Origin of the sequence: Methylobacterium tardum, from assembly GCF_023546765.1 — a bacterium.
GTDB classification, from domain to species: Bacteria; Pseudomonadota; Alphaproteobacteria; order Rhizobiales; family Beijerinckiaceae; genus Methylobacterium; species Methylobacterium tardum.
Window position 1 is genome coordinate 2,005,131 of record NZ_CP097484.1, and the last position, 13,211, is coordinate 2,018,341.

Annotated in this window: 7 protein-coding genes and 2 pseudogenes; 5 read left to right on the forward strand and 4 right to left on the reverse strand. The window is 71.3% G+C overall.

The window, feature by feature from the left end:
- Positions 1-91: 91 nt before the first annotated feature.
- Positions 92-1,117: a histone deacetylase family protein gene (locus M6G65_RS09425; protein ID WP_238195705.1), complete on the reverse strand. Its 1,026-nt coding sequence runs from the start codon at positions 1,115-1,117 to the stop codon at positions 92-94.
- 336 nt (positions 1,118-1,453) lie between these two features.
- A pseudogene (locus M6G65_RS09430) lies at positions 1,454-2,553 on the reverse strand (HD domain-containing phosphohydrolase); the annotation flags it as partial.
- Positions 2,554-3,115: 562 nt separating this feature from the next.
- Between M6G65_RS09430 and M6G65_RS09435 the strand changes: the two are divergent.
- From M6G65_RS09435 to M6G65_RS09445, 3 genes are all read left to right on the forward strand, one after another.
- Complete coding sequence (locus M6G65_RS09435) at positions 3,116-4,000, forward strand: LysR family transcriptional regulator (protein WP_238195703.1); 885 nt, start codon at positions 3,116-3,118, stop codon at positions 3,998-4,000.
- Between the two features lie 226 nt (positions 4,001-4,226).
- Positions 4,227-4,544 (forward strand): MliC family protein, encoded by a 318-nt coding sequence (locus tag M6G65_RS09440; RefSeq protein ID WP_250103857.1) that lies wholly within the window; start codon positions 4,227-4,229, stop codon positions 4,542-4,544.
- 115 nt (positions 4,545-4,659) lie between these two features.
- A complete protein-coding gene (locus M6G65_RS09445; protein WP_250103858.1) occupies positions 4,660-6,348 on the forward strand; it encodes a thiamine pyrophosphate-binding protein in 1,689 nt (562 codons plus the stop codon).
- 7 nt (positions 6,349-6,355) lie between these two features.
- On the opposite strand, the gene M6G65_RS09450 is transcribed toward M6G65_RS09445, so the two are convergent.
- Complete coding sequence (locus M6G65_RS09450) at positions 6,356-7,699, reverse strand: Nramp family divalent metal transporter (RefSeq protein WP_238195700.1); 1,344 nt, start codon at positions 7,697-7,699, stop codon at positions 6,356-6,358.
- A gap of 168 nt (positions 7,700-7,867) precedes the next feature.
- On the opposite strand from M6G65_RS09450, the pseudogene mntR reads away from it, so the two are divergent.
- Positions 7,868-8,328: pseudogene (gene mntR / locus M6G65_RS09455) on the forward strand (manganese-binding transcriptional regulator MntR).
- Positions 8,329-8,402: 74 nt separating this feature from the next.
- On the opposite strand, the gene M6G65_RS09460 reads toward mntR, so the two are convergent.
- A complete protein-coding gene (locus tag M6G65_RS09460) occupies positions 8,403-9,587 on the reverse strand; it encodes a zinc-binding metallopeptidase family protein (RefSeq protein ID WP_250104228.1) in 1,185 nt (394 codons plus the stop codon).
- Positions 9,588-9,928: 341 nt separating this feature from the next.
- Between M6G65_RS09460 and M6G65_RS09465 the strand changes: the two genes are divergently transcribed.
- Positions 9,929-13,207 carry a transglutaminase family protein gene (locus M6G65_RS09465; RefSeq protein WP_238195698.1) on the forward strand — a complete coding sequence of 1,093 codons (3,279 nt, stop codon included), beginning with the start codon at positions 9,929-9,931 and terminating at the stop codon, positions 13,205-13,207.
- The last annotated feature ends 4 nt before the right edge of the window (positions 13,208-13,211 follow it).

A 13,211-nucleotide genomic window follows, 5' to 3' on the forward strand; every position in this document is an offset into this window, starting at 1 on the left:
GGCCTGGTATACAGGTCGGCCACGCCGTGTCGGCGCGGGTTCGGGCGATTCCGGGGTCACATTTCCGTCGCGCTGTCGCGCTCGACCGGGCTCAGCGCGCGGCGTCGAAGGCCGCCAGGAAGGCCGTGAGGTTCTCGGGAAGTGCCGCGCACAGGTAGCCGCCCTCTTGGACGAGGGCGGTGGGCAGCCCGGCCCGGGCGATCCGCTCCGCGGCCCCCGCGAAACCCGCCCGGGTCACCCGCAGGGCGCCGATCGGGTCGTCCTCCGAGGCGTCGAGGCCCAGGGCCACCACCAGCCCCCGCGGCTCCTGGGCGGCGACCGCCGCGAGGCCCGCCTCAACGGCCTCGAGCCAGGGGCCGTCCCCCGATCCCGGCGGCAGCGGCAGGTTGCGATTGAAGCCCGCACCCGCATCGGCTCCGGTCTCGTCGGCGTAGCCGGCATAGAACGGGAAGTAGTCCGACGGATCCGCGTGCACTGAGACCGTGAGGACGTCGCGGCGCGCGTAGAAGATCCCCTGCGTGCCGTTGCCGTGGTGGACGTCGATGTCGAGGATCGCCACCGGGCCGCCGGTCGCGGCCAGCATCCGGGCGGCCGCGATCGCGCTGTTGTTGAGGAAGCAGAAGCCGCCCGCGGAATCCGCGTAGGCGTGGTGGCCCGGCGGGCGGCACAGGGCGTAGGCATGCCCCGTCTCCAGCGCCGCGTCCGCGGCCGTCACCGCGCATTGCGCCGAGCCGTACACCGCCGGCCATGTGCCGGCCCGGATCGGCGTCGAGGTATCGGCCATGTAGAGGCCGACGCGCCCGAGCAGGCCCGCGGGCTTCCGGTGCATCTGCGGCCGGGCGAAGGCGCCGGTGAGGATCTCGTCGGCGAGTCCCGGGATCTCTGCCCGCCGGGTCCAGGCCTCGGCCAGGAACGTCACGTAATCGGCATCGTGCACGGCCCGGATCGGGTCGAGGCCGTGATCGCCGGGCGCCGCGAGGCCATGCCCGGCCGCCTGCGCCGCCTCCTGCAGGATCGCGTAGCGGGAGGCCTGCTCGGGATGCGGGATCGGCGTGCCGCGCCGCCAGTAGCGCTCCGGGTCATGACGGGCGGAATCCGGCGTGTGGAAGATGCGCATTCCGGGAGGTTAAGCCTCCCGGAGACGCGCGTCATCCGTCCGCGACGCGGTCAGATGAGGTAGACGGTGCCGTCGTTGCGGAAGACTTTCGGGCAGTCTGTCGCGTCCACCAGGCATTGTGCGGCTTCCAGCGAGATGCGGCGCGCCTGCGCGATCTCCGGCAGCGTCATCCATCGTGCGTCCATGCCGGGGCTCCACGGGTGATTCCGGAGGCTCAGGGATCAACGACGGAGGCGCGATATGGTTCATCGGCCGGGTCTCACAGCCGACCTGCGCATGCGGTTCTTGGGCGTGCCATTCTTGGGCGCGCCATCCGCACGAACTCGGCGGCTCGGCGGCGATCTCGCGGAGCAGGGTGGGGACTCGCGCCCAGGGCTCGGTGATCGCTCGGGCGCTCGGCCGGATCGCGGCCTGATCTTGTCCGCCGGTGATGCGGATATCCGGCCAGCGCGCGCAGAAGGCCTCGACGCAGGCCGGGTCGAAGTGGCGGCCGCTCTCGGCGCGGATGCAGGCCAGGGCCGCCTCGAAGGACATTGCCTCCTTGTAGGGTCGCGACGTGGTGAGCGCATCGAACACGTCCGCCACCGCGACGATCCGGGCCGCCAGGGGAATGGCGGCACCGGCGAGCCCCTGCGGGTAGCCGCTGCCGTCCCATTTCTCGTGGTGCGATTCGGCGATCTCGGCGGCGAGGCGGATCAGCTCGGAGGCGCTGCCGCCCAGGATGCGCTTGCCGATGGCCGCATGCGTCTTGACCAGGGCGAACTCGTCCGGATCGAGCCGGCCGGGCTTCAGCAGGACGCCGTCCGGAATGCCCACCTTGCCGACATCGTGCAGCGGAGCCGCGAGATACAGGTTGCGGCAGAAATCCGGGGCCGGCCGAGCCCCTCGGCGACGATCTGGCTGTAGCGGGCCACCCGCCAGGTGTGGTCCCCGGTGTCGTTGTCGCGATACTCGACGGCCAGAGCCAGGCGGAAGATGATCTCCTCCTCGCGCTCGCGCATGTGGCGGAGCGCCGCCTCGACCTCGCCGTCGAGCCAGGCCGCCTGCTCGGCCAGCCGCCGCACCGCCTTGGCGAGCCGGATCATGTTGCGCAGCCGCACCGTCAGCTCGACGCCCTGCATGGATTTGTCGAGGAAGTCGGTCGCCCCCGCCTCCAGGGCGGCGAGCCGCACCGCGTCCGAGATGTCGTTGGTGACCATCACCACGGGCACCTGGGCGTAGTGCGGGATGGTCCGCATGCGCCGGATGAAGGTGATCCCGTCCATGGCGGGCATGTGGCAATCGACCAGCACGAGGTCGAAGGCCCGCATCTGCGCCTCGACCAGCGCGGCCTCCGGATCGGCATGGTCGGTGACGGTGACGCCGGGCTTGGTCTCCAGCAGCCGGCGCATCCGCAGGCGCATGGTCGCGCTGTCGTCGACGAGGAGCGCGTCCATCATGGGGTCTCGTGCCGTTTCTCCGGCGCGCCCGGCGCCGGGATGAGGGGGATCGGGGCGAAGGTCCGCGGTGAGATCGTGCCTGCGAGGCGCCCGCCGCGGCCGTGCCGGCCGGCCGGGTGATTGGTCGGCCGACCGGGTTCGACGCCGAGCCGCCGCGGATGCGCGTGATCTGGCGCGGTGATGCAGAGGATCAGCGGTTCTGTCATCGAATCGCAGGTTTCAAGGGCCGGACGTAAGTGTTGCAGGACTCGACCTTAACACGTCGTAAAACTATAAATTGTGTGCGCTCAAATGGGTTTTCTGATATTCCGATATTAATAATTTTGAATAGGTGTTTTGCAGTAAATATATGCGGACTTATCGTGATTTCACTATCGAATAGAAGATGATCGTGCGCAAAAATGGTAGATCTTTGTCGGGACGGTATCAACAGAATCGGTGCGGGCGCCTGACCCTGGCGTCGTGCTCCGGGATCCGCAATGGGTGAACGGGCCTGCGCGGCCGTCCGGCGGCGCGGGGGCTGCGGGACGGGTCCGAAGGCCAGGAAGGTGCCACGGCGATGATGCGGTTCGATCTCACCGATCTCGGCCTGTTCCGCCACGTGGTCGAGGCCGGCTCCATCACCCACGGGGCGGCGCGGGCGAACCTCGCCCTGGCGGCGGCCTCGACGCGGATCCGGCTGATGGAGGAATCGCTCGGGGCCGCGCTCCTGACGCGCGGACGGCAGGGTGTCAGCCCGACCCCGGCCGGGCGCGCGCTCCTCGTCCATGCCCGGGACGTCATGGCCGGGGTCGAGCGCCTGCGCGAGGAGATGTCGGCCTTCTCGGGCGGTGCCTTCGGCCAGATTCGGGTCCTGGCCAACACCAATGCGCTCACCGAATTCCTGCCGGAAGCGCTCTCGGCCTTCCTGGCCACCCATCCCGGGATCGGCGTCGAGATAGACGAGCGCACCTCGGAGGAGATCGTCGGGCTGGTGGCCGAGGGGGCGGCCGATCTCGGCATCCTGTCCGGCACGGTGGATACCGGCTCGCTCCAGACCTTCCCCTTCCGGGAGGACCGGTTCGTGCTGGTGGCGGCCCGGGACCATCCCCTGACGGCCCGCGCGGCGATTCCCTTCGCCGAGGTGCTCGGCCACGATCTCGTCGGCCTCGACCGGCGCAGCGCGATCAGCCGGTTCCTGGTCGCCCAGGCGGTGCGGGCGGGACGGCCGATGCGCCTGCGGGTGCAGCTGCGCGACTTCGAGGCCGTGTGCCGGCTGGTCGAGGCCCGCGTCGGCCTGGCGATCCTGCCCGAGAGCGCGGCCGCCCGGGCCGCGCAGGGACTCGCCCTCGCGGTTGTGCCCCTCGCCGATCCCTGGGCGCGGCGCGACCTGACCCTGTGCCTGCGCGACTTCGACGGGCTGCCGGCGTTCATCCAGGCCTTCGTGGCGCAGCTCAGGAGCTGAGCAGGCTGCCGAAACGGGGTAATTCCGGTATTGGAGTGAATTGCCTTCCCGGACGGGCAGACCCAAACTCAGGGGCTCACAAGACGCGCGGCACCGGGGTGATCCGAGGACGCGTTCCCCGGTATCGGGCGTTGCGTGAAGCGCTTCCCCGCGTCCCGGCGGCCGGACAGCCGGCAGGGCCAGCACCGCAGGAGGACAGGTGGGTTCCTTGCTCGCACGAAGTGGCATGGTCGTCTTTCTTGTCGCGGGACTCGCCGTCCCGGCGGCACAGGCGGGTGCCGCAGCCCCTGCCCTTCGCCGGGTCGCCTTCGCGTGCCCCGGCGGGCAGGTCCTTGTGGTCGCGTTCGACACCGCCGATCCGAGCGCGCCGGCCGTCGCCGACCCGCCCGGCGGGCCGGCGCTGACCTTGCCCATCCTGCCGCACGCGGATGGGATCCGGTACGGGGATGCCGGCCACGAATTGCGCGGCCGGGGACGCGCGGTGACCTGGTCGGAGGCGGGCAAGCCCCCTGTCGCCTGCACGGAAGCCCAGCTTGGCCGGTGAGCCGGATCGCTCGACCCGATCGCCTCGGGGCCGCAGCCGGCGGGGGCGCCGGCATTGCCCCGGTCCGCCCATGGTTTAGCCTCCCCGGCTGATTCCGCCGGAGGGACCTGGGGCGATGCCGATCGAGACCGTGGAGACCGCCGGCCGCCGCCGGGGCGCCGACCTCCTGGTGGAGGTGCTGCGCTCGGAAGGGGTGCGCTACATCTTCGGCAATCCCGGCACCACCGAATTGCCGCTCATCGACGCGCTCACCGAGGCGCCCGACATCGCCTACATCCTCGCCCTGCAGGAGGCGACCGCGGTCGCCATGGCGGACGGCTACGCGCAGGGCGCGCGGCGCCCCGCCTTCCTCAACCTGCACACGGCGGGCGGCCTCGGCCACGCCATGGGTGGGCTGGTGAATTCCCAGGTCTCCGGCACGCCGCTGGTGGTCACCGCCGGGCAGCAGGATCTCCGCCACGCGCTGACCGACCCGCTGCTGATGGGCGACCTCGTCGCCATCGCCGACCCGGTGATGAAGTGGGCCCGGGAGGTGACCAGCCCGGACCAGATCCCGATCCTGCTGCGCCGCGCCTTCCACGATGCGGGGGCCGCCCCCTCCGGCCCGGTCTTCCTGTCCCTGCCCATGGACGTGATGGAGGCGATGAGCGCGGTCCCGACGGGCGAAACCTCGACCATCGACCAGCGGGCGGTGGCGGGCTCCCTCGACCGGCTGGCGGAAAAACTCGCCGCGATCGCGCCGGGGCGCCTCGCCCTGATCGCCGGCGACGAGATCGACGCTTCGGACGCGTCCGCGCAGATGGTGGCGCTGGCCGACCTGCTGGCGGCGCCGGTCTACGGCTCGTCCTGGCCGGCCCATATCCCCTTCCCCACCGCGCATCCCCTCTGGGCCGGCAACCTGCCGACCCGGGCCGACGCCATCGCCGACATCCTCGGGCGCTACGACGCGGTGTTCGCGCTGGGTGGCAAGTCGCTGATCACCGTGCTCTACTCGGAGGTCTCGGCGGTGCCGCCGGGGGTGCAGGTCTTTCAGCTCTCGGCCGACGTGCGCGATCTCGGGCGCACCTACGCCACATCCCTGTCGACGGTGGGCGATATCCGCGCCTCGCTGGACGCCCTGCTGCCGCTGCTCGGTCCCCGCCTCGCCGACCGGGCCGAGGATTTCTCGGACCTGCGTGCCAGAGCCGTGACCGCCCGGGTCGAGCGGCGGGCGACGCTCGCGGCCGCCGCGGATGCGGCCTTCGAGGATCCGGTGATCGCCCCGCTGGTCGCCGCCCGGGAGGTGGCCCGCGCGGTCGGGGCCGAAACCACCATCGTGGACGAGGCGCCCGCGACGCTGACCCACCTGCGCACCTTCCTCGACAGCCCCTCTGCGCATCAATACGCGGCGATGCGCGGCGGCGTGCTGGGCTGGGGCATGCCGGCCGCGGTGGGGTTTTCGCTGGGGCTCGACCGCGCGCCCGTGGTCTGCGTCGTGGGCGACGGCGCCGCGCTATACTCGCCGCAGGCCCTGTGGACGGCCGCGCACGAAAAGCTGCCGGTCACCTTCGTGGTGATCAACAACGCCGAGTACAACATCCTCAAGACCTTCATGAAGGGCCGGGCGCACTACGCCTCGGTGCGCGCCAACCGCTTCATCGCCATGGACCTCACCGATCCGCGGATCAATTTCCCGGCGCTCGCCGCCTCCATGGGCGTGCCGGCCCGGCGGGTGACCCGGGCCGCCGACATCGCCCCGGCGATCGAGGCCGGGATCCGGTCGGGCGGCGCCAACCTCGTGGAGGTGGTGGTGCGGGCGACGTGAGGGGGCGTCACTCCAGCCCGGGCACCGGCACCCCGAAGGCCGCCGCCAGCAGCACCATGTTGAGGGCGAGCACCACCGCCGCCCCGGCCAGGGCGGCCGCCTGGGTGAGCGGCCCGTTGGCGAAGGGGCCCATCACGCTGCGCCGCCGGGTGAACACCACCAGAGCCACCATCGGCACCGGCAGCGCCAGCGACAGCACCACCTGCGACAGGACCAGGGCCTGCGTCGGGTCGACCCCGATCGCCACCACCACGAAGGCCGGCAGCATGGTCACGAGCCGGCGGACGAGGAGCGGGATCCGCCAGCCGGTGAAGCCCTGCATCACCAGCTGCCCGGCCAGCGTGCCGACCACCGAGGAGGAGATGCCGGAGGCGAGCAGCGACACCAGAAAGGCCGCCCCCGCGGCGGGCCCGAGCAGCGGCGTCAGGGTGCGGTAGGCCTCGCCGATCTCGGCGACCTCGCTGTGGCCGACATGGAAGGCCGCCGCCGCCATGATCACCATCGCCATGTTGACGAGACCCGCGAGCAGCAGAGCCACCACGACCTCGCGGTTCGAGTAGCGCACCAGCAGGCGCCGGTCGGCCTCGGTGCGAGGGGTGCCCCGGCCCTGGGTCAGGCCCGAATGCAGGAACAGCGCGTGCGGCATCACGGTGGCGCCGATGATCCCGACCGCGATGGTGAGCGCCTGCGCGTCGGGAATTCTCGGGGTGACGAGCCCTTTGGCGGCCGCGCCCCAGGCCACCGGCGCGACCAGGAGCTCGACCGCGTAGCAGAGGCCGATCGTGCCGACCATCGCGCCGATGGCGATCTCCAGCGGCCTGAAACCCTCGTGCTCCAGGAGCAGGATCGCGTAGGTGACCACCGCGGTGATCGCCATGCCGGCCATCAGCGGCATGCCGGTGAGCAGCGACAGGCCGATGGCGCCGCCCAAGAACTCCGCGAGGTCGGTGGCCATGGCGGCGACCTCGCTGATGCCCCAGAGCGCGAGGCGCACCGGCCGCGTCGTCGCGTCCCGGCAATGCTCAGCGAGGTTCTTGCCCGTCACGATGCCGAGCTTGGCCGAGAGCGCCTGGAACAGCATCGCCGTCAGATTGGCGAGCAGCACCACCCAGAGCAGGCCGTAGCCGTAGCGAGCCCCGGCCTGGATGTTGGTCGCGAAATTGCCGGGGTCCATGTAGGCGATCGACGCCGTCACGGCGGGGCCGGCGAACAGCAGGAACCGAGCCCGGCCGCCGGGGCGGCCGTCGAGGACATCCCGGATGGCGCCCTCGGTGCGCCGGCTCATCGCCCCGCGGGCGGCTCCTTCGGGCGCCGGACCACCGGAGGCCGTCGCGGCGTTCGGCGCCACCATGCTCACCCTCTCCTCAAAAATATAGCGTGAGCTATACTCGGGGCTGTCGCCGCCGGATGCAAGAGGTCTCCGTGCGGGTCTGTGCGAGTCTGACGGGACTCCCCTGCCGGTACCGGTGTTTGCTAGACAGGGCCGGGGCGGCGCATGCGAGCCGAGAGGGGGAAGCCGATGCAGGAACCGTCCGACCCGGGCTCGCCCGAGACCGTGCTGGTCGATCCGGAGCGGCACGTGGAGAGTTTCCGCCAGGCCCGCGAGGCACGGCGCTCGGAACTCGTGGAGGATTACGTCGAGCTGATCGGCGACCTGATCGGCGACGGCGGCGAGGCGCGCGCGTGGACATCGCCGCCCGGCTCGGCGTGGCGCAGCCGACCGTCGCCAAGATGCTGAAGCGCCTGTGCGAGGAGGGGTTCGTCCAGCAGCGGCCCTATCGCGGCGTGTTCCTGACCGAGGCCGGCCGCCGGCTGGCCGCCCAGGCCCGGGAGCGCCACCGCATCGTCGAGCGCTTCCTGTGCGCGCTGGGGGTGAGCCCCGAGACGGCCCGGCGGGACGCCGAAGGGATCGAGCATCACGTCAGTGCCGAGACGCTCGAGGCGTTCCGCGCCTTCGCGGAGCGGCGCGGGGGGACGTGAGGCGCCGCTCCGACCGCCGACCGGATTGCTGCGCTGCGCGCAACGACGGCGTGCCGTCGACGGCCGTCCTACCCTCACACCGTCGGCGCCGCCACCTTCTGGCGCAGGCCCATGATCACCGCCCGGAGCATCTCGGCCCCGGCCTCGCCGGCATCCGGCAGGGTGCCGGTGCGCGAGGCGTAGATCCGCTCGTGGACGAAGGCGAGCTTGGCGATCACCGTGGGCGTTAGCTTGAACGGGTAGAGCGCCGGCTGGCCCATGCTGTGGGACAGCGAGTTGATCGCGTAGGTCAGCGGCAGCCACGCGGCGATCAGCCGGTCGAGATCCAGCGTGTTGTAGGGATCGAAGTCGATCACCGTCGGCGCCGCCTGTCCATGGCGCAGGCGCGGACGGACGTGCAGCTCGAAGGTCGAGGCGGTCTCCACCGTGTCGGCGATGTGCAGGTAATGCGCGAAGGTCTCGGCGAAGTCCTCCCAGGGGTGGGCGGTGGCGTAGGCCGAGACGTAGGATTCGTCCCAATCGGCCGGCGCGCCCTTCGCGTAATGGTCCTGCAGGGCCTGGACGTAGTTGAGGCGCTCGTCGCCGAACAGTGCCCGGAAGGGCTCCCAAGAGGGGCTGTTCAGCACCAGCAGGTACCAGAAGTAATGCCCGATCTCGTGCCGGAAATGGCCGAGCAGGGTGCGGTAATGCTCGCCGAACAGGATCCGGCGGCGCTCCCGCTCGACGTCGTCGGCCTCCGCGATGTTCATGGTGATCAGGCCGTTGATATGGCCTGTCAGAACCGGCGTCCCGCCGGAGAAGTTCTCGGAGGGGTCGACCAGGAAGTCGAAGGCCAGCCCGTCCGTGTACTGGGCGCGTGTGGCGAGCGGCAGTTCCAGGCGCAGCAGCGAGTAGAACAGCCGGTGCTTGGCCGCCTCGATCTGGCGCCAGCGGGTGAGGTTCCAGCTCTGCGACAGGTCCGGCACCACGCGGTTGTGGCGGCAGGCGGTGCAGTGGATGTCGGGGCTGTCCTCCGGAACCAGCCAGTTGCAGGCCGCCGAGACCGCGTTGTTACACAGGCGGTAGCGCCGGCCGGGATCCGCGTAGGCGTGGAAGACCTGGGCGCCGCCCATCAGCGGATGGGCCGAGAGCCCCTGCGGTTCCAGGGCCGAGACCTCGTGGACCGTGCAGACGTAGCCCAGCGGCCGCGCGCGGCTCTCGCAGCCGGTCGCCTCGAAGGTGACCGGCTGGTCGCAGGCCTGGCACTGGAAGATCTTCATCGTGCGGTCCCGGGCCGGACTCCGGCCCATCTGCCGGTCAAGCAGGGCCGGGCGGCAAAGTTCCTGCCAGCGGCCCGGGCCGCCGGGCCCGCGTTCCGGATCCACGATGTCGCCGGGCACGGCGCTGGCCTGGAACAGCGCCGCCGTCATCCCAGGCCCTGCCGCGCAGTCCCGGGATGACGGCGTGTCAGGGCGTGCCGCCGCCCGCCCGCATCCGTGCCCGCGCCGCCCGCCGCACGGAAATTGCTTGTGACGCCGTCTGTAGCGCATAACCGCGCGGTGGGGTCCGGCGCCCGGGACCGGCATCGAGAACCGCGTTCGATCCTTTCGACGGAGCCATCGTGTCGATTAAAGCCGCCCTGCACCACGTCACGCATTACCGCTACGACCGGCCGATCAGCCTCGGCCCTCAGGTGATCCGCCTGCGCCCGGCCCCGCACGCGCGCACCAAGGTCCCTGCCTACGCGCTGAAGGTGACGCCCGCCAACCACTTCCTGAACTGGCAGCAGGATCCGAGCGGCAACTGGCTCGCCCGCATCGTCTTCCCGGAGAAGACCGACGAGTTGAAGATCGAGGTCGACCTCACCGCCGACATGGCGGTGATCAACCCGTTCGACTTCTTCGTGGAGGATTACGCGCAGGTCCGGCCCTTCGCGTACGATCCCGCCCTCGCCGAGGAGCTGGCCCCGTATCTCGCGCCCGTCGACGCGGATTGTCCCGAGATGGAGGCGTTGCTGGCCCGGCTCCCCGAGGAGCCCAGCACCGTCCAGTTCCTCGTGGCGCTCAACGGCCAGATCGCCCGCGAGACGGCCTACGGCGTCCGCATGGAGCCGGGCGTCCAGACGCCCGCCGAGACCCTGAGGCTCAAGAGCGGTTCCTGCCGGGATTCCGCGTGGCTGCTCGTGCAGGTGTTGCGCCGGATCGGGCTCGCCGCCCGATTCGTGTCCGGCTACCTGATCCAGCTCGTGCCCGACACGACCGCGGTCGACGGGCCGACCGGCGCCTCGGCGGACTTCACCGACCTGCACGCCTGGGCAGAGGTCTACCTGCCGGGCGCCGGCTGGGTCGGCATGGACGCGACTTCGGGCCTGCTCACCGGCGAGGGCCACATCTCACTGGCCGCGACGCCCCACTACCACTCGGCCGCGCCGATCTCGGGGGCGATGGAGCCGGCCAAGACCACGTTCGACTTCGGGATGAGCATCACCCGCGTCGCCGAGACGCCGCGGATCACCAAGCCGTTCTCGGAGGCGGTCTGGGCGTCGATGGACGCGCTGGGCGAGCGGGTCGATGCCGACCTCGCCGCGCAGGACGTGCGCCTGACCATGGGCGGCGAGCCGACCTTCGTGTCGGTGGACGATTTCGAATCGCCCGAATGGAACATCGCCGCGGTCGGCCCGACCAAGCGCGGCCGCGCCGACCAGCTGATCCGGCGCCTGCGCGACCGGTTCGGGCCCGGCGGCCTGCTCCATTACGGCCAGGGCAAGTGGTACCCCGGCGAGAGCCTGCCCCGTTGGGCCTTCGCGCTCTACTGGCGCAAGGACGGCCAGCCGATCTGGCGGAACCCGGACCTGATCGCCCCGGAAGCCGCCCCCGGGGAGGCGGGCACGGCCACCATCGCGCAGGCCAAGGCGTTCGCCGACGCGCTGGCCCGCCGCCTCGGCCTCGCCGACTACGTCTTCCCGGCCTTCGAGGACGGCGAGCTCTGGGAGAAGAAGACCGCGGCGCTGCCGGTCAACGTCACGCCGGCCGATGCCAAGTCGGGCTCGGTGGAGTTCGATGCCCGGATCAAGCGGGTCTACGCGCGGGGCCTCGGGGAGGCGGCGGGCTACGTCCTGCCGCTCGCGAGCCTGCCCACCGGCAAGGACGGCGACGCCGAAAGGGTCTGGATCTCGGAAAAGTGGGATTTCCGGCGCGGCGCCGCCTTCCTGGTGCCGGGCGATTCGCCCGTGGGCTTCCGCCTGCCCCTGTCGTCCCTGCCCTACGTGCCGCCGGAGCACTATCCCTACTACCAGCCGCAGGACCCTTTGGAGCCGCGCCCGCCCCTCCCCGACGGCCATCCCGGCGCGACGGTGGCCAACGGCTCCGGCATCACCGGCGTCGCGGTGCGCACGGCCCTGTCGATCGAGCCCCGCGACGGGGTGGTGCGGGTGTTCATGCCGCCGGTGCAGCGCGCCGACGAGTATCTCGAACTCGCCGGCCACCTCGAGGCGGCCGCCGCCGAGCTGAACCTGCCGATCCACCTTGAGGGCTACGAGCCGCCCTACGACCCGCGGATCGGCGTGATCAAGGTCACCCCCGACCCGGGCGTGATCGAGGTGAACGTCCACCCGGCCGCCTCCTGGCGGGAGGCGGTCGCCATCACCACCGACCTCTACGCCGAGGCCCGCCAGACCCGGCTCGGCGCGGAAAAATTCATGACCGACGGGCGCCACACCGGCACCGGCGGCGGCAACCACGTGGTCATGGGCGGCGTCACGCCGGACGATTCCCCGTTCCTGCGCCGGCCCGACCTCCTGAAGAGCCTCGTGCTGTACTGGCAGCGCCACCCGGCGCTCTCGTACCTGTTCTCGGGCCTCTATATCGGCCCGACCAGCCAAGCGCCGCGCATGGACGAGGCCCGCCACGACGGGCTCTACGAGCTGGAGATCGCGCTCGCCCAGGTGCCGGCCCCCGACGCGCCCAACATCCCGCGCTGGCTCGTCGACCGGATCTTCCGCAACATCCTGGTGGACGTCACCGGCAACACCCACCGGGCCGAGATCTGCATCGACAAGCTGTACTCGCCGGACGGGCCGACCGGGCGCCTCGGCCTCCTGGAATTCCGCGCCTTCGAGATGCCGCCGGACGCGCGGATGAGCCTCGCCCAGCAATTGCTGCTCCGCGCCCTCGTGGCCTGGCTGTGGCGCGAGCCGCAGACCGGAAGTTGTGTCCGCTGGGGCACGAACCTCCACGATCGGTTCATGCTGCCGCATTTCCTCTGGTCCGACTTCCTCTCGGTGCTGGAGGATCTGCGGGCGGCGGGGTACGATTTCGATCCGGTCGCCTTCGAGGCGCAGGCGCTGTTCCGCTTCCCCGTCTTCGGCACGGTCGAGCAGGGCGGGGTCCGGATGGAGCTGCGCCAGGCGCTGGAGCCCTGGCACGTGATGGGCGAGGAAGGGACCAGCGGGGGCACTGTGCGCTTCGTCGACAGCTCGGTCGAGCGGCTGCAGGTCAAGGTCGAGGGCTTCGTTCCCGAGCGGCATGTCATCGCCTGCAACGGCCGTCGCCTGCCCATGACCTCCACCGGCCGCGGCGGCGAGGCCGTGGCGGGCCTGCGCTTCAAGGCGTGGCAGCCGGCCTCCTCGCTGCACCCGACCATTCCGGCCCACTCGCCGCTGACCTTCGACATCCTCGACGCCTGGAGCGGGCGCTCCCTCGGCGGCTGCCGCTATCACGTCGCCCATCCGGGCGGCCGCAACTACGAGACCCATCCGGTCAATGCCTACGAGGCGGAGGGGCGCCGGCTCGCCCGGTTCCAGCCGCACGGCCACACGCCGGGCCGGCTCGAGATGCCCCGTCCGGAATCGAGCGCGGAGTTCCCGCTGACCCTCGACCTGCGGACGCCGGCCCCGCAATGACCGG